11 protein-coding genes and 2 rRNA genes are annotated in these 16757 nt (G+C 70.7%); 12 read left to right on the top strand and 1 reads right to left on the bottom strand.

Annotation, left to right across the window (positions count from 1 at the left end; translation table 11 throughout):
• Positions 1-265: 265 nt before the first annotated feature.
• The 5 genes from ACF0H8_RS15715 (at position 266) to ACF0H8_RS15695 (ending at position 8691) form a co-directional block, all read left to right on the top strand.
• Positions 266-3382, top strand: a 23S ribosomal RNA gene (locus tag ACF0H8_RS15715).
• A gap of 102 nt (positions 3383-3484) precedes the next feature.
• Positions 3485-3601 (top strand): 5S ribosomal RNA (rrf, locus tag ACF0H8_RS15710).
• A gap of 222 nt (positions 3602-3823) precedes the next feature.
• Entirely contained in the window at positions 3824-5365 is a 1542-nt protein-coding gene (locus ACF0H8_RS15705; protein ID WP_395289826.1) for a peptide MFS transporter, read from the top strand.
• A 124-nt stretch (positions 5366-5489) separates the two neighbouring features.
• The gene (ilvD, locus tag ACF0H8_RS15700) at positions 5490-7199 is read left to right on the top strand and encodes a dihydroxy-acid dehydratase (RefSeq protein ID WP_395289825.1); all 1710 of its coding nucleotides are present in this window, start codon (positions 5490-5492) and stop codon (positions 7197-7199) included.
• Positions 7200-7554: 355 nt separating this feature from the next.
• A complete protein-coding gene (locus tag ACF0H8_RS15695) occupies positions 7555-8691 on the top strand; it encodes a DUF1611 domain-containing protein (protein ID WP_395289824.1) in 1137 nt (378 codons plus the stop codon).
• A gap of 242 nt (positions 8692-8933) precedes the next feature.
• On the opposite strand, the gene ACF0H8_RS15690 is transcribed toward ACF0H8_RS15695, so the two are convergent.
• The gene (locus ACF0H8_RS15690; protein WP_395289823.1) at positions 8934-9500 is read right to left on the bottom strand and encodes a hypothetical protein; all 567 of its coding nucleotides are present in this window, start codon (positions 9498-9500) and stop codon (positions 8934-8936) included.
• A 61-nt stretch (positions 9501-9561) separates the two neighbouring features.
• On the opposite strand from ACF0H8_RS15690, the gene ACF0H8_RS15685 reads away from it, so the two are divergent.
• From ACF0H8_RS15685 to ilvN, 7 genes are all read left to right on the top strand, one after another.
• Positions 9562-10257, top strand: coding sequence for a hypothetical protein (locus ACF0H8_RS15685; RefSeq protein ID WP_395289822.1), 696 nt, complete (start codon positions 9562-9564; stop codon positions 10255-10257).
• Between the two features lie 125 nt (positions 10258-10382).
• Complete coding sequence (locus ACF0H8_RS15680; protein WP_395289821.1) at positions 10383-12665, top strand: carbon starvation CstA family protein; 2283 nt, start codon at positions 10383-10385, stop codon at positions 12663-12665.
• Positions 12662-12961 carry a YbdD/YjiX family protein gene (locus ACF0H8_RS15675; RefSeq protein ID WP_395289820.1) on the top strand — a complete coding sequence of 100 codons (300 nt, stop codon included), beginning with the start codon at positions 12662-12664 and terminating at the stop codon, positions 12959-12961. Before ACF0H8_RS15680 ends, ACF0H8_RS15675 begins: the two co-directional genes overlap by 4 nt.
• A gap of 145 nt (positions 12962-13106) precedes the next feature.
• On the top strand, positions 13107-13307 hold the full coding sequence (locus ACF0H8_RS15670; protein WP_395289819.1) for a DUF4177 domain-containing protein: 201 nt from the start codon (positions 13107-13109) through the stop codon (positions 13305-13307).
• 116 nt (positions 13308-13423) lie between these two features.
• A complete protein-coding gene (locus tag ACF0H8_RS15665) occupies positions 13424-14104 on the top strand; it encodes a 4a-hydroxytetrahydrobiopterin dehydratase (protein ID WP_395289818.1) in 681 nt (226 codons plus the stop codon).
• A 218-nt stretch (positions 14105-14322) separates the two neighbouring features.
• Positions 14323-16173, top strand: coding sequence for an acetolactate synthase large subunit (locus ACF0H8_RS15660; protein ID WP_395289817.1), 1851 nt, complete (start codon positions 14323-14325; stop codon positions 16171-16173).
• Between the two features lie 13 nt (positions 16174-16186).
• Positions 16187-16717, top strand: a complete 531-nt coding sequence (ilvN, locus tag ACF0H8_RS15655) for an acetolactate synthase small subunit (RefSeq protein WP_395289816.1) — start codon at positions 16187-16189, stop codon at positions 16715-16717.
• Positions 16718-16757: the final 40 nt, after the last annotated feature.

Here is a 16757-nt window from a genome sequence, read left to right as displayed (position 1 = left end):
GGGTCTGGTGGCCACGTCCCGCGGCGAACGACCGTCGGGGTGGTTGCTCATGGGTGGAACGTCGAGAGCTTGTGCACGCTGTTGGGTCCTGAGGGAACAGGCCCCACGGGTCCGGCGCCGCCGGACGCCCCGCGAACGCGGGTGGTGGGTTCCGGTTTGCTCTGGTGGCCGCCCCGGCCCGCGATCATCGGTTGATGGTGGTGGGTGGGTGTTGGTGCGTAGCTTGAGAACTGTACAGTGGACGCGAGCATCTTTGATCTTTTGTGGTCAAGTTTTTAAGAGCATTCGGTGGATGCCTTGGCACCAGGAGCCGAAGAAGGACGTTGTAGCCTGCGATAAGCCTCGGGGAGCTGGCAAACGAGCTGTGATCCGAGGGTGTCCGAATGGGGGAACCCGGCCGCAGTCATGTGCGGTTACCCGCGCCTGAATATATAGGGCGTGTGGGGGGAACGTGGGGAAGTGAAACATCTCAGTACCCACAGGAAGAGATATTCCGTGAGTAGTGGCGAGCGAAAGCGGATCAGGCTAAACCGGGGGTGTGTGAGAGCCGGCGGGCGTTGCACCTCCGGGGTCGTGGGACCCACTGACCGCCTCTGCCGGGGCGGTGGGGAGTTGACAAAGCTCGGGTGTAGTCGAACGGTCTGGGAAGGCCGGGCACAGTGGGTGAGACCCCCGTAGACGAAACGCCCGGGCCTCCTTGTGGGGATCCCGAGTAGCACGGGGCCCGTGAAATCCCGTGTGAATCTGCCAAGACCACTTGGTAAGCCTAAATACTACCTGGTGACCGATAGCGGACTAGTACCGTGAGGGAAAGGTGAAAAGTACCCCGGGAGGGGAGTGAAATAGTACCTGAAACCGGATGCTTACAATCCGTCGGAGCCTCCCTAGCAGGGGTGACGGCGTGCCTTTTGAAGAATGAGCCTGCGAGTTAGTGGCATGTGGCGAGGTTAACCCGGGTGGGGAAGCCGTAGCGAAAGCGAGTCCGAACAGGGCGAAACAGTCGCGTGCTCTAGACCCGAAGCGGAGTGATCTACCCATGGGCAGGTTGAAGCACGTGTAAGAGCGTGTGGAGGACCGAACCCACTTAGGTTGAAAACTGAGGGGATGACCTGTGGGTAGGGGTGAAAGGCCAATCAAACTCCGTGATAGCTGGTTCTCCCCGAAATGCATTTAGGTGCAGCGTCGTGTGCTTCTTGCCGGAGGTAGAGCTACTGGATGGCCGATGGGCCCTACAAGGTTACTGACGTCAACCAAACTCCGAATGCCGGTAAGTGTGAGCACGGCAGTGAGACTGCGGGGGATAAGCTTCGTAGTCGAGAGGGAAACAGCCCAGATCACCGGCTAAGGCCCCTAAGCGTGTGCTAAGTGGGAAAGGATGTGGAGTTGCCCAGACAACCAGGAGGTTGGCTTAGAAGCAGCCATCCTTGAAAGAGTGCGTAATAGCTCACTGGTCAAGTGATTCCGCGCCGACAATGTAGCGGGGCTCAAGCACACCGCCGAAGCCGTGGCACTCACGCATAACCTTCGCCAGTCCTTGAGGCTGGTGCAGGGGCGTGGGTGGGTAGGGGAGCGTCGTGTGGGAGGCGAAGCGCCGGGGTGACCCAGGCGTGGATCCCACACGAGTGAGAATGCAGGCATGAGTAGCGAATGACGGGTGAGAAACCCGTCCGCCGAATGACCAAGGGTTCCAGGGCCAGGTTAATCCGCCCTGGGTAAGTCGGGACCTAAGGCGAGGCCGACAGGCGTAGTCGATGGACAACGGGTTGATATTCCCGTACCGGCGAAGGACCGACCATACCGAGCCCGGTGATGCTAACCACCCAACGGCGGTCACCGTCCCCTTCGGGGGGCACCGGCCGCCCGCGCGTGGGACCCGATCCGGCAGTAGGTAAGCGTGTTAACAGGGGTGACGCAGACAGGTAGCCACCGCGTGCTTAATGGCAATGCACGTCTAAGGATGCAGGGCGGGGTGCAGGCAAATCCGCACCCCATATGAGCCTCAGGTCCGATGGTGACCCCGTAGGGGGAAGCAGGGTGATCCTATGCTGCCGAGAAAAGCCTCGACGCGAGGGACTAGCCGCCCGTACCCGAAACCGACTCAGGTGGTCAGGTAGAGCATACCAAGGCGATCGAGAGAATCGTGGTTAAGGAACTCGGCAAAATGCCCCCGTAACTTCGGGAGAAGGGGGGCCTGAGGGGTGAAGCCACACGCTGGCTAGCCCTTTTGGGCCGCAGAGACCAGGGAGAAGCGACTGTTTACTAAAAACACAGGTCCGTGCGAAGTCGCAAGACGATGTATACGGACTGACGCCTGCCCGGTGCTGGAAGGTTAAGAGGACGGGTCAGCCCATCGGGGCGAAGCTCAGAATTTAAGCCCCAGTAAACGGCGGTGGTAACTATAACCATCCTAAGGTAGCGAAATTCCTTGTCGGGTAAGTTCCGACCTGCACGAATGGCGTAACGACTTCTCCGCTGTCTCGACCGCGAACTCGGCGAAATTGCACTACGAGTAAAGATGCTCGTTACGCGCAGCAGGACGGAAAGACCCCGGGACCTTTACTATAGCTTGGTATTGGTGTTCGGTACGGCTTGTGTAGGATAGGTGGGAGACCGTGAAGCGCCCACGCCAGTGGGGGTGGAGTCGCCGTTGAAATACCACTCTGGTCGTACTGCACATCTAACCTCGGTCCGTGATCCGGACCAGGGACAGTGCCTGGTGGGTAGTTTAACTGGGGCGGTTGCCTCCTAAAATGTAACGGAGGCGCTCAAAGGTTCCCTCAGCCTGGTTGGCAATCAGGTGTCGAGTGCAAGTGCACAAGGGAGCTTGACTGTGAGACTGACGGGTCGAGCAGGGACGAAAGTCGGAACTAGTGATCCGGCGGTGGCTTGTGGAAGCGCCGTCGCTCAACGGATAAAAGGTACCCCGGGGATAACAGGCTGATCTTGCCCAAGAGTCCATATCGACGGCATGGTTTGGCACCTCGATGTCGGCTCGTCGCATCCTGGGGCTGGAGTAGGTCCCAAGGGTTGGGCTGTTCGCCCATTAAAGCGGTACGCGAGCTGGGTTTAGAACGTCGTGAGACAGTTCGGTCCCTATCCGCTGCGCGCGCAGGAAACTTGAGAAGGGCTGTCCCTAGTACGAGAGGACCGGGACGGACGAACCTCTGGTGTGCCAGTTGTTCCGCCAGGAGCACGGCTGGTTGGCTACGTTCGGGAGGGATAACCGCTGAAAGCATCTAAGCGGGAAGCCTGCTTCAAGATGAGGTTTCCGCCAGGCTTGTCCTGGGAAGGCCCCCAGCAGACCACTGGGTTGATAGGCCGGACGTGGAAGCGGGGCAACCCGTGGAGCTGACCGGTACTAATGGGCCGACAACTTGCCCACAACAAAAAAGCAGCAGAGCACTGCACGCGTCCACTGTACGGTTCCCGAGATACGCCCCACGACCAGCCCAGGTGCTGGTCGGGCCGGACATCTCCACAGAGTTACGGCGGTCATAGCGAGGGGGAAACGCCCGGTCCCATTCCGAACCCGGAAGCTAAGCCCCTCAGCGCCGATGGTACTGCACGGGAGACTGTGTGGGAGAGTAGGACACCGCCGAACATCCCTTCCAGATATGGGCCGCAACGACGCGTTGCGGCCCATATCTGTTTCAAGCGTCGTGGTCACGGGCATCTCGCCCGTCATTCGGCGCCGCCGAGGAGTCTGCCGGCCACACGTGGACTGCCCGTGTGTGCCGGTACGCCAGGCCGTACGCACGGTGGTTCCCATCCCCGACAATGCCGCGCGCCCGCGGACGCGCGGCGGAGCTGAACCGGTCGAGACATGACAGACAAGCAACAGATCGACGGAGCGACGACAAGCACCGGCACGGCGACTCAGGCACGCCAGCTCCCGCGGCCGCGGGCCTTCTTCGGCCACCCGATGGGCCTGATGACGCTCTTCGGCACGGAGCTGTGGGAGCGCTTCAGCTACTACGGCATGCGCGCCATCCTCCTCTACTACCTGGTCGGCGCGGTGGACGAGGGCGGCCTCGGCATCGCCGAGACCACCGGCGTCGCGCTCGTGTCGATCTACGGCACCTCGGTGTACCTGCTCTCCATCGTGGGCGGGTGGCTGGCGGACCGGGTCACCGGTGCGCGGCGGGCGGTGCTCTACGGCGGCATCGTCATCGCCGCCGGTCACCTCCTGCTGACGGTGCCCGGGGCCGGGTTCTCCTTCGCCGGGATCGTCTGCGTCGCGCTCGGCACGGGGCTGCTCAAGCCCAACGTCTCGAGCATGGTGGGCGAGCTGTACGACCGGGACGACCCCCGCCGCGACGGCGCCTTCTCGATCTTCTACATGGGCATCAACCTCGGCTCCCTCGCGGCGCCGTTCCTCGTGGGGCTCGCGCGCAGCTGGGGCGGCTTCCACGCCGGCTTCGCCGTCGCCGCGGTGGGCATGGCCCTCGCCCTCGCGTTCTTCGTCGCCGGCCGTCGCCTGCTGGGCGGTGCCGGGGAGGCTGTGGCGAACCCCGTGCAGCCGCACGAGCGCAGCGCCCTCCTCCGCCGCGTCGTCCTCGGCGCCGTCGCGATCGTCGTGCTCGCCGTGGTCGTCGCCCTGGTCGGGGGCGGGTCCGTCCTCGAAGCCTTCATCGACACGATGTCGCTGCTCGCCTTCGCGACGCCCGTCCTGTACTTCTTGGTCATGTACCGCTCGCCGAAGGTCACCGCTCCGGAGCGCTCGCGCCTGCTGGCCTACATCCCGCTCTTCGTCGGCGCGATGATCTTCTGGATGATCTTCGAGCAGGCCGCCACGACGATGGCTGCCTTCGCCGCAGACCGCACCGACCTGAGCCTCTTCGGCGTCGCGATCTCCCCGGAGCTGTTCCAGTCGGTCAACCCCGCGCTGATCGTGGTGCTGGCGCCGGTGTTCGCGGCCCTGTGGGTCCGGCTCGACGGCCGGCCGCCGACAGCCGTGAAGTTCGCAGTCGGCCTCGGCCTCGCCGCGCTGTCGTTCCTCTTCCTCGCCGCGGCGTCGGCCTACTACGCCGACACCCTGGCGCCGGCCTGGGTGCTCGGGTTCACCTACCTGCTCCAGACGCTCGGGGAGCTGTGCCTCTCCCCGGTCGGGCTCGCCGCCACCACGCTGCTTGCGCCCAAGGCCTTCCGCGGTCAGGCCATGGGCCTGTGGTTCCTGGCGCCCGCCGCGGGCCAGGCGATCACCGCCCAGCTGGTCCAGGCCACGGCGGGGGTCTCGGACTCCGCCTACTTCGGTGGCATCGGCGCCGTCGCGCTGGTCTTCGCGCTCGCCCTGCTGGTGCTCGCCCCGTGGGTGACCCGGCACATCCGGGCCGGCTCGGACCACCAGGTGCGCGCCGAGGCCTGAGCCGTCGTCCCCCGGCACGGCCGCGTCCGCCCTCGGCGGGCGCGGCCGTCACGTCGGCACGTCCGCCGTCCGCTCCTCGGCCCGGGCGCGGTGGTCCCGCGCGCTGCGTCCTAGACTCGCGCCCATGAGTACGGACGCCCCGGCACGGCCGGACATCAAGCCCCGCAGCCGACAGGTCACCGACGGCATCGAAGCCACCGCGGCACGCGGCATGCTGCGCGCCGTCGGCATGGGGGACGAGGACTTCGCCAAGCCCCAGATCGGCATCGCGAGCTCGTGGAACGAGATCACGCCGTGCAACCTGTCGCTCAACCGGCTCGCGCAGGCGGCCAAGGAGGGCGTCTTCACCGGCGGCGGGTACCCGATGCAGTTCGGCACCATCTCCGTGTCCGACGGCATCTCGATGGGCCACGAGGGCATGCACTTCTCGCTGGTCTCGCGCGACGTCATCGCCGACTCCGTCGAGACGGTCATGCAGGCCGAGCGTCTCGACGGCTCGGTGCTCCTCGCCGGGTGCGACAAGTCGCTGCCCGGCATGCTCATGGCGGCCGCGCGCCTGGACCTCGCCAGCGTGTTCATCTACGCGGGCTCGATCATGCCCGGTCACGTCAAGCTCTCGGACGGCACCGAGAAGGACGTGACGATCATCGACGCGTTCGAGGCGGTCGGCGCGTGCTCCCGCGGCCTGATGAGCCACGAGGACCTCGGCCGCATCGAGCGCGCCATCTGCCCGGGCGAGGGTGCCTGCGGCGGCTACTACACCGCCAACACCATGGCCACGGTGGCCGAGGCGATGGGTATGTCCATCCCCGGCTCCGCGACCCCGCCGTCGGCGGACCGCCGGCGCGACGCGGCCGCGCACCGGGCGGGAGAGGCCGTCGTCGAGCTGCTGCGCCAGGGCATCACCTCCCGCGACATCATGACGAAGGAGGCGTTCGAGAACGCCATCGCCGTCGTGCAGGCCTTCGGCGGCTCCACCAACGCGGTGCTCCACCTGCTCGCCATCGCGCACGAGGCCGACGTCGACCTCACGCTCGACGACTTCGCCCGCATCGGCGCCAAGGTCCCGCACCTGGCAAACCTCAAGCCCTACGGCCAGTACGTCATGCACGACGTCGACCGGGTCGGCGGCATCCAGGTCGTCATGAAGACCCTGCTCGACGAGGGCCTTCTCAACGGCGACTGCATGACCGTCACCGGCAAGACGGTGGCCGAGAACCTCGAGAAGCTGCGCCCGGAGCACCCCGACGGCAAGGTGCTGCGGTCCGCGAGCGACCCGATCGCCGCGACGGGCGGCATCACGATCCTGCACGGATCCCTCGCGCCCGAGGGTGCCGTCGTGAAGTCGGCGGGCTTCGAGAACGACGTCTTCGAGGGCACCGCCCGGGTCTTCGACCGGGAGCGTGCCGCGATGGACGCACTCGAGGACGGGACGATCACCCACGGCGACGTGGTCGTCATCCGCTACGAGGGCCCCAAGGGCGGCCCGGGCATGCGCGAGATGCTGGCCATCACCGGCGCCATCAAGGGTGCGGGGCTCGGCAAGGACGTCCTGCTCATGACGGACGGCCGGTTCTCCGGCGGCACCACCGGCCTGTGCGTCGGCCACATCGCGCCCGAGGCGGTGGATGCGGGCCCCATCGCGTTCGTGCAGGACGGCGACCGCATCCGGCTCGACGTCGCCAGCGGCACCCTCGACCTCCTGGTCGACCCCGCGGAGCTCGAGCGCCGCAAGGAGGGCTGGGAGCCACTGGCCCCGAAGTTCACCCGCGGCGTGCTCGGCAAGTACACCAAGCTCGTGAAGTCGGCGTCCCGGGGTGCCATCCTCGAGTGAGGTCCGGTACCCCGACTGGGCCCGCGTGACGCAGCGGCGGCCCGCCCCACGGGGTGGGCCGCCGCTCGTTCGCGCACGCACACCCGCGAGGGCTCGGGAACGGCCGGGGACAGTCGGGACATCAGTCCCGTGCCACCGGGAACGTCGGGGCGCCAGCGTGGGACCCGTCTGAACCGTCCGGGCGAGCCCGGCGGAGGTGCGCGCCCCGGCAGCACCTGCCCGGCCGTGCTGAACGGGAGGTGTCCGCGCCATGAGAGCCCTCTCACGAACGCGTCATCTCCGGCTCATGGGTGGTCCATAGCGTCCTTCTCGTCCCCGGCGCCGGCTGGAGGCAAGCCACAGACGAGGAGAAGCCATGACCGCGACCGCCGCCACCGTGCTGAGCACCACCGAGATCCCCGACGAGGCCACCGCCGTCAGGACGCCCGTCGCCGCGGAGCGGATGGCGCGCGCCAAGAAGGCCTACACCACGCGGTTCCTCGCCCGGCGCGTCGAGATGGACCCCGGCGGCTACGAGCTGCTCTCCGGCTCCGCGGTGCGCCCCGCCGCCGGGGACGTCGTGCTCGCCCGGGTCGCCGAGATCGGGCAGCACAAGCGGCTGGAGGGACCGGGAAGCCGCCGGCAGACGCTCTTCGTAGGCGACGAGGTCCTCGTCGCCTACGGCCACCGCTACGCGCCCGACCAGTTCGAGGCCGCGGTCCCGCAGGACCTGCGCAGCTCCCACCTCATCGCCGCCGGCGGCCTGACCGGCGTCGTCACCGCCCAGCACGCCGGCATGGCGCCCGCCACCGTCCTCGAGCCCGTCGGGCTCCTCGCCGACCACGCCGGGGTCGTCAACCTCGCGCGGCTGGCCCCGCACCGGCTGCGCACGGACGTACCCCGAACCGCGTCCGGGCGCTTCCCGGCCGGCCGGCCCACCGTGGTCGCGGTGCTCGGCACGTCGATGAACTCCGGGAAGTCCACCACGCTGGCCTGCCTCGTGCGCGGCCTGGCCACCTCCGGGCTGCGCGTGGCCGCGGGCAAGGTCACCGGCACGGGCGCGGGCGGCGACCCCCGCCTGTTCGCCGACGCCGGCGCCGCGGCCGTCCTGGACTTCACCGACTTCGGCCTGCCGTCGACGTTCCGCGTCGACCACGGCCGGGTCCGCGCGCTCCTGGCGTCGGTGGTGGACGCCCTCGCGGCGTCGCAGCCGGACGTCGTCGTCGTGGAGATCGCCGACGGCGTCTACCAGGCCGAGACCGCGCGCCTCCTGGGCGACCCGATCTTCCCCGCCGTGGTCGACCGCGTCGTCTTCGCGGCCGGCGACGCCCTGGGCGCGAGCGCGGGCGTGCGGGTGCTCGAGGACGCGGGGATCGACGTGGCGGCCGTCAGCGGCGTCCTCACCGCCTCGCCCCTCGCCACCCGCGAGGCCGGCGCCGCCCTCGCCGTGCCCGTCCTGCCCACCTTCGGTCTCGTCGAGCCCGGGACGGCGACGGCGCTGCTGCCGCGATGACGGCGCGGACGGGGGCGCAGCACCTCCCACCCCTGTGGTCCGGCGTCCGGCGCCGCATGCTCGCCGGCCTCGTGGCCACCGGCGTCGGCCAGGCCGTGTGCGCCGGCGTGACGGCGCTGGTCCTGCCGCTGCCCCTGTCGGCAGGATCCGGCGCCGAGCGCCTGGCGGCCACCGCGGTCGTGGGGCTCGCCGCGGTCGGGATGGGCGCGCTGCGCGCCGCCGAGAAGGTGTGGCCGAGCGGCTCAGCCAGCACTACGTGCGGCAGCTGCGCAGCGGCCTGCTGGCCGCCGGCGCTGTGGACCGACGGCGGGCCCGGCCTGGGTATCACGGTCGCCCGCACGACCAACGACCTCTCCGCGGTGCGCAACTGGGTCGCCCTGGGAATCACCCCGCTGGTGGTGGGCGTGCCGACCATCCTGGGGGCGACGGCGACCCTCGCGGTGCTCGACCCGGCGCTGGCGCTGGCCGTCGCGGGCCCGATGCTCCTGCTCGTTGCGGTGCTCGCCGTGCTGGCCGGCCCGGCGCTCCAGCGCTCGCGCGAGCTGCGCAGGCGGCGCGGCCGGCTCGCCGCGGCGGTCTCCGACGCCGTCGCCGGCGCGCTCACCGTCGTCGGGCTGATCGCCGGCCCGGTCACCGACCTCGGCCGCGTCGTGGAGTACCGCCAGGCGTACCTGGCGGCGCGGCGCATCCTCGCGCCCGTGCTGACCGACGGCGCCCGTGCCCGCGAGCACCAGCGCAGCCTCGAGCGGCGCCGCGGCGACCGGCGGCCGGTCGCCGGCCGGTCGCGTCACCAGGACGGCGTGCTCCACGCCCGCCTGACGCTCGGCGGCGGCCCGGTGGGCGACCTGGTCGCCGGGGCCCGGCGCCCGCGTGCTCCTTGCCAGCCGGGAGGAGAGCCGCGTCCGCGCGGCCGTGGCCGCCCTGTCCGGCGCCGCCGTCCCCGGCGGGGCGTGGGTGCGCGTGTCGGGGTACGACCTGACCGAGCTCCCGGGCACCCAGCGGCGGCTCCTCGTCGGCGTTGCCGGGTGCGACGACGTGCTGGAGCGCGGCACCGTCGCCCGCGCGGTCCGCTACCGGGACCCGGACGGCGACGTCCAGGTCGCCGCGGCGCTCGCCCGCGTCGGCCTCGTCGAGCGCGTCGCGGGCCTGGAGAAGGGCGAGCGCACGCAGCTGCGGCGCGGGGGAGAGCCGCTGTCCACCGCCGAGCGCACCCGGCTCCTGCTGGCGCGGGCGGCCTACGGCGACCCCCCGCTCGTGGTCCTGGACCGCATCGACACCCGGCTCGGCGAGGGGGGCCGGGAGATCCTGGCGGACCTGTGGGCGACGTACCCGGGCGTGCTCGCCGTCGCCAGCGAGGCGCCCGCCGCCCGGCCCGGGCCGGTGACCGAGTGGGACCTGGACCGCGGCACCGCGGGGCACGCAGCGGTGACGCTCGCGGGGGCCGTGGCGGCCGGGCGCGACCGCGACGGCGGGGCCGGAGGACCCGCTCCGGCGCGCTCCGACGGGGCCGCCCGGCAGCCGGCGGCGAGCGCCGCGACACCGCCGGCGGGTGCGCCCGGAGAGTGAAGACGTGCCTCGTCCGGAAGTGACGCGACCACATCGCGGGTGTATTAAAGACGGTGGGCGTCCAACGACGTCCGCACCACTCCGGGTCGCGACGCCGCGGCCCGGCGAGTCGCTGGAGACACCACATGCTGAAGTCCACGCACGTCGACGTCGTGCGCACCGACCCGAAGAGACCACCCGTCGCCGTCGTCGACCGCACGCCGATGACCACCCGCAAGAAGCTGCTGTTCGCGGTCATCGCCCTGGCCGCCGCCGTCGCCTGGGCGATGATCGCCTTCGTGCGCGGCGAGGAGGTCAACGCACGCTGGTTCGTCGTCGCCGCCGTCGGCACCTACATCGTCGGGTACCGCTTCTACGCCCGGCTCATCGAGTACAAGGTCGTCCGGCCGCGGGACGACCGGGCCACCCCGGCGGAGCTGTACGACAACGGCACGGACTACGAGCCGACCGACCGGCGCGTGCTCTTCGGCCACCACTTCGCGGCCATCGCCGGCGCCGGCCCGCTGGTCGGCCCCGTCATGGCAGCGCAGATGGGCTACCTCCCGGGGACCATCTGGATCATCATCGGCGCGGTCCTGGCCGGCGCCGTGCAGGACTACCTGGTGCTGTGGCTGTCGGTGCGGCGCCGCGGCCGCTCGCTCGGGCAGATGGTGCGCGACGAGGTCGGCACCGTCGGCGGTGTCGCCGGCCTCGTCGGCGTCTTCGCCATCATGATCATCATCATCGCGGTGCTCGGCCTGATCGTGGTCAACGCCCTGGCGGAGAGCCCGTGGGGCGTGTTCTCGATCGCGATGACGATCCCGATCGCCATCTTCATGGGGCTGTATTTGCGCTACATCCGCCCCGGCAAGGTCACCGAGGTCTCCGCCATCGGCGTCGCCCTGCTGCTCCTCGCCATCGTCGCGGGCGGCTGGGTGAACGAGACGGCGTGGGGCCAGGAGTACCTGACGCTGAGCAAGGTGACGCTCGCGTGGTGCCTGATCATCTACGGCTTCGCGGCCTCGGTCCTGCCGGTGTGGCTGCTGCTGGCGCCGCGGGACTACCTGTCCACGTACATGAAGGTCGGCACCATCGCCCTGCTCGCCGTCGGCATCCTCGTGGTGGGCCCAACCGTCCAGGCCCCGGCGGTCAGCCAGTTCGCCCTCAACGGTGACGGCCCGGCCTTCGCCGGCTCGCTGTTCCCGTTCCTGTTCATCACCATCGCCTGCGGCGCGCTCTCCGGCTTCCACTCGCTCATCGCCTCCGGGACCACGCCCAAGCTGCTGGAGAAGGAGGGCCAGGCCCGGATCATCGGCTACGGCGGCATGCTCACCGAGTCCTTCGTGGCGATCATGGCGCTGGTGACGGCCGTCGTCATCGACCAGAACCTCTACTTCACGATGAACGCGCCGGCCACCCTCACCGGCGGCACCCCGGAGACCGCCGCCGAGTACGTCAACGGCCTGGGCCTGGGCACCGCCGCCGCGACCGCGGACCAGATCTCCGGCGCGGCCGCCTCGGTGGGCGAGGAGTCGATCATCTCCCGCACCGGCGGCGCCCCGACGCTCGCCTTCGGGATGTCCGAGGTGCTCGCCCGGCTGCTCGGCGGGGAGTCCCTGAAGGCCTTCTGGTACCACTTCGCGATCATGTTCGAGGCGCTGTTCATCCTCACCACGGTCGACGCCGGCACCCGCACCGCCCGCTTCATGCTCACCGACACCCTGGGCAACCTCGGCGGCGGCTTCAAGAAGTTCCGCGACCCGTCCTGGCGGGTGGGGGCCTGGGTGGCCTCGGCCGTGGTCGTCGCCGCCTGGGGCGCGATCCTGCTCATGGGCGTCACGGACCCGCTCGGCGGCATCAACACGCTGTTCCCGCTGTTCGGCATCGCCAACCAGCTGCTCGCCGCCATCGCCCTGACGCTGATCTTCGTGGTCGTCATGAAGAAGAGGCTGTACAGGTGGGCGTGGATCCCCGGCGTGCCGCTCGCCTGGGACCTCGTGGTCACCATGACGGCGTCCTACCAGAAGGTCTTCTCCTCGGACCCGGCGCTGAGCTACTGGGCGCAGAACCGGCGCTTCGTCGCCGCCCGGGAGGCGGGGGAGACCTCGCTCGGCACCGCCGCCACGCCCGAGGCGATGGACGCGGTCATCCGCAACACCTACATCCAGACGACTCTCTCGGTGCTCTTCGCCGTCCTGGTCCTGGCGGTGTTCGTGGCGGGCATGGTCGTCGTCGTCCGGTCGGTGCGCGCAGGCGGGCTGCCCACCTCGGAGGAGGGCGAGGAACCCTCGCACCGCTTCGCCCCGCGCGGCCTGTTCGCGACGGACACCGAGAAGGAGGTCGAGGCGCAGTGGCTCGCCGCCGACCCCGACGTCGTCTTCCACGGGGCCGAGGGGCACGCCCGCGAGCACGCCCAGGCGCCGCGGTGACGACCGCCGACCTGCCGGGCGCCGCCGGCCGCGGCGCCGCCCGGCCCGGCGCCGGCGCCGTCGGCCGGGTGCCCCGGCCGGCGACGGCGGCGCTTCGCCGCGTGCCGGCGGCGCTCGGCCGGGGCCTGCGGGCCGTGCGCTGGTACGTGACCACCGTGATGGGAGACCACGACTACGCGCGCTACGCCGCCCACCGGCGCCGCGTGCACCCGGACGCCCCTGTGGTGAGCGAGAAGGAGTTCTGGCGCCGCCGCTGGGCGGAGCAGGACGCCGATCCCGCCGCCCGCTGCTGCTAAACCGACGCCCCCGGCGGCCCGCCGCCCGGCGGTGCGCCCCCGGCGGTGCGCCCACGCGCGCCGCCTGCCGGCGGGCCGACCCGGGCCGGCGGCGGGAACCGGGCGGCGGCTCGTTCGTTGGACCGGGGGACACCGAGGAGGCGCGATGTACGAGTACAAGGTGGTGCAGGTCCGCGAGGGCCTGATCGGCGGGAAGATCTCGGCCGACAAGCTCGAGAAGACCCTCAACGACCACGCCCGCCAGGGCTGGCAGCTCAAGGCCATCACGTCCGTGGACGTCAAGGGCCGCGTCGGCCCGGGCTCCGTCGAGGGCGTGCTGGTCACGTTCGAGCGCCAGGCCGGCTGAGCGGCGCGTCCGCGGCGCGAAGGGGAACCGTCGTGGTCGACGCCGGAGGCTCGCCCGGGAGCGGGCGGTGCGTCGAACCTCTCGACCGGCGGGCCGCGCGGTGCCACCCTGCTGCCATGTCACTCTCCGCTGCGGAGGTCCAGGCGCGGGACGGCCTCCACGACTGGCGCGTCGTCGCGCGGCGGCTGCACGGCACCTTCCGGACCGGGACCATGGTGCGCGGCATCGAGCTGGTGCGGCGCATCGGGGACCTCGCGGAGGAGCTCGACCACCACCCGGACATGGACGTGCGCTACTTCCGCGTGCACGTGGTGCTCACCACCCACGACGCCGGCGGGCTGACCGAGAACGACGTGACGCTCGCCCGGCGCATCTCCGCCCTGGCCGCGGAGCTCGGCATCGAGGCCGAGCCGGCGCGCGCCCAGCGGGTCGAGCTCACCGTGGACGCCCGCGACGTCGCGGCTGTCGCACCGTTCTGGCGCGCGGTGCTCGGATACCGCACCCCGGCGGGGGAGCCGCCGGGGCCGGCCGGCACCCTCGTCCTCGCCGACCCCGCGGGCCGAGGCCCCACCGTGCACCTGCAGCGCGCCGCCGCGCCGGCGCGCGTCCGGCTGGACGTGCACCTGCCGCACGACGAGGCGCCCGCGCGGGTGCGGGCCGCCCTCGACGCCGGCGGCCAGCTGGTGGCCGACGACGCGGCCCCCGCGCAGTGGATCCTGGCTGACGCGGAGGGCAACGCGGTCCGGCTGCGGACCTGGCAGCCGCCCGAACCGCCTGTCCACGATGCGGTGCCGTGATCCACCATGTGAGACGAGCGGCGAGCGGTGTGACCTGCGCCCCGGCGGACGCTATGGTGGCGGCATGCAGTTCCGAGCTGTCGTACTCAAGCGGCGCGCAGCCGCTCGGTGACCCGAGCACCTGCGCGCACCCCTCGAGCCCCCGCACCACGCGGGGCGAGGGGCTTTTTTTCGCCCAACGTCAGCCCGCACGCATGATCCCGAACAGGAGGCACACGATGGCCAAGGCACCGCACCCGGCGCCGCCCCGCACCGCAACGCCGGCAGCAGCTCCCGTCCGGGTGGTCCCGTCGGTAGAGACGGCGCCCGCCGTGACCGCCGAGCCGTCCACCGGGGCCCGCAACATCGTCCGGTCGCTCGAGGAGCTCGGCGTCGAGACGATCTTCGGCATGCCGGGCGGGGCCATCCTGCCCACCTACGACCCGCTGTACGACTCCACGCGGCTGCGCCACATCCTCGTGCGTCACGAGCAGGGCGCGGGCCACGCGGCGACCGGCTACGCCGCGGCGACCGGCCGGGTCGGCGTCTGCATGGCGACGTCCGGCCCGGGGGCGACCAACCTCATCACCGCCCTCGCCGACGCGCACATGGACTCGGTGCCCGTCGTGGCCATCACCGGCCAGGTCGGCGCCTCCATGATCGGCACCGACGCCTTCCAGGAGGCGGACATCGTCGGTGCGACGATGCCGGTCACCAAGCACTCCTTCCTCGTCACCGACGCGGACGAGATCCCCGCCCGCATCGCCGAGGCGTTCCACATCGCCTCCACCGGCCGTCCCGGCCCGGTGCTGGTGGACATCGCCAAGTCCGCGCAGCAGGCGGCGTCGACCTTCGCGTGGCCCCCGCAGATGGACCTGCCCGGCTACCACCCGGTCACCAAGCCGCACGCCAAGCAGGTGCGCGAGGCGGCCCGGCTGCTGGCCACCGCCCGCAGGCCGGTGCTCTACGTGGGCGGCGGCGCCATCCGCGCCAACGCCTCGGCCGAGCTCCGTGAGCTCGTGGACCTCTCCGGGGCCGCCGTCACCACCACGCTGATGGCCCGCGGCGCGGTGCCGGACTCCCACCCCCAGCACGTGGGCATGCCCGGCATGCACGGCACGGTCGCGGCGGTGGCCGCCCTGCAGCAGGCGGACCTCATCGTGGCCCTCGGTGCGCGCTTCGACGACCGCGTGACCGGCAAGCTCGACAGCTTCGCCCCGCGGGCCACCATCGTCCACGCGGACATCGACCCCGCCGAGATCTCCAAGAACCGCCAGGCCGACGTGCCGATCGTCGGCGACCTCCGCGAGATCATCGCCGATCTGGTGGTCGAGCTGCGCGCCGCGCACGCCCAGTACGGGCGGCCCGACCTCGAGGCGTGGTGGAAGCAGCTCGACGACCTGCGGACCACCTACCCGCTGGGCTGGGCGCCCACCGAGGACGGCCTGATGGCCCCCCAGCACGTGATCTCCCGGCTCGGCGAGATCGTCGGTCCCGAGGCGGTGTACGTCTCCGGCGTCGGCCAGCACCAGATGTGGGCGGCGCAGTTCATCAGCTACGAGCACCCCCGGACCTGGCTCAACTCCGGCGGGCTGGGGACCATGGGCTACGCCGTCCCCGCCGCCATGGGCGCCAAGGTGGGCCGCCCGGACGCGACCGTGTGGGCCATCGACGGCGACGGCTGCTTCCAGATGACCAACCAGGAGCTGGCCACCTGCGCCCTCGAGGGCATCCCGATCAAGGTGGCGCTGATCAACAACTCCTCCCTGGGCATGGTGCGCCAGTGGCAGACCCTGTTCTACGAGGGCCGCTACTCGCACACCGACCTGCACACCGGCCACGGCGCCCGGCACATCCCGGACTTCGTCAAGCTCGCCGAGGCCTACGGATGCGTGGGGCTGCGCTGCACGTCCACCGCGGACCTCGACGCCACCATCAAGCGCGCCATGGAGATCGACGACCAGCCCGTCGTCGTGGACTTCGTGGTCAGCCGCGACGCCATGGTGTGGCCGATGGTGGCGGCCGGCGTGAGCAACGACCACATCCAGTACGCGCGCGGGATCACCCCCGTGTGGGACCGCGACGAGTGAGCAGGAGCAGCAGATGAGCGATCGCCACACCCTGTCCGTGCTGGTGGAGAACAAGCCCGGCGTCCTCACGCGCGTCGCGGCCCTCTTCGCCCGCCGGGCCTTCAACATCCACTCCCTCGCCGTGGGGCCGACGGAGCACCCGGAGATCTCCCGCATCACCGTCGTCGTCGACGCCGCCGACCTGCCCCTGGAGCAGGTGACCAAGCAGCTGAACAAGCTCGTCAACGTGCTCAAGATCGTCGAGCTGGAGCCCGACAGCTCGGTGCAGCGCGAGCTGCTGCTGGTCAAGGTCCGCGCCGACGACGCCTCCCGCACGGCCGTGCTGCAGGTGGTCGAGCTGTTCCGGGCGCACGTCGTAGACGTCGCCCCCGACGCGGTGACCATCGAGGCGACCGGCTCCGACGGCAAGGTGAGGGCCCTCCTCGCGGCCCTGGAGCCGCACGGCGTCCGGGAGATCGTCCAGTCCGGCGCCGTCGCCATCGCCCGCGGCTCCCGCTCGATGACCGACCGGGCCGTGGACCGCGCCGCCGTGCGCACCGCGTGACGCAGACCCCAGACCCCCGACCTACACGTATTTCCAACCC

This window comes from Georgenia sp. AZ-5 (assembly GCF_043952095.1).
Taxonomy (GTDB): domain Bacteria; phylum Actinomycetota; class Actinomycetes; order Actinomycetales; family Actinomycetaceae; genus Georgenia.
Note: the sequence above shows the minus strand (reverse complement) of the source record. Positions and strands in the feature narration are given on the sequence as shown.

Excerpts from the sequence above, each read along its gene's own strand:
- ACF0H8_RS15680 (WP_395289821.1), top strand. The coding sequence starts at position 10,383 with ATGCTGAAGTCCACGCACGTCGACGTCGTGCGCACCGACCCGAAGAGA.
- ACF0H8_RS15665 (WP_395289818.1), top strand. The coding sequence starts at position 13,424 with ATGTCACTCTCCGCTGCGGAGGTCCAGGCGCGGGACGGCCTCCACGAC.
- ACF0H8_RS15695 (WP_395289824.1), top strand. The coding sequence starts at position 7,555 with ATGACCGCGACCGCCGCCACCGTGCTGAGCACCACCGAGATCCCCGAC.
- ACF0H8_RS15660 (WP_395289817.1), top strand. The coding sequence starts at position 14,323 with ATGGCCAAGGCACCGCACCCGGCGCCGCCCCGCACCGCAACGCCGGCA.
- ACF0H8_RS15670 (WP_395289819.1), top strand. The coding sequence starts at position 13,107 with ATGTACGAGTACAAGGTGGTGCAGGTCCGCGAGGGCCTGATCGGCGGG.
- ACF0H8_RS15705 (WP_395289826.1), top strand. The coding sequence starts at position 3,824 with ATGACAGACAAGCAACAGATCGACGGAGCGACGACAAGCACCGGCACG.
- ilvN (WP_395289816.1), top strand. The coding sequence starts at position 16,187 with ATGAGCGATCGCCACACCCTGTCCGTGCTGGTGGAGAACAAGCCCGGC.
- ilvD (WP_395289825.1), top strand. The coding sequence starts at position 5,490 with ATGAGTACGGACGCCCCGGCACGGCCGGACATCAAGCCCCGCAGCCGA.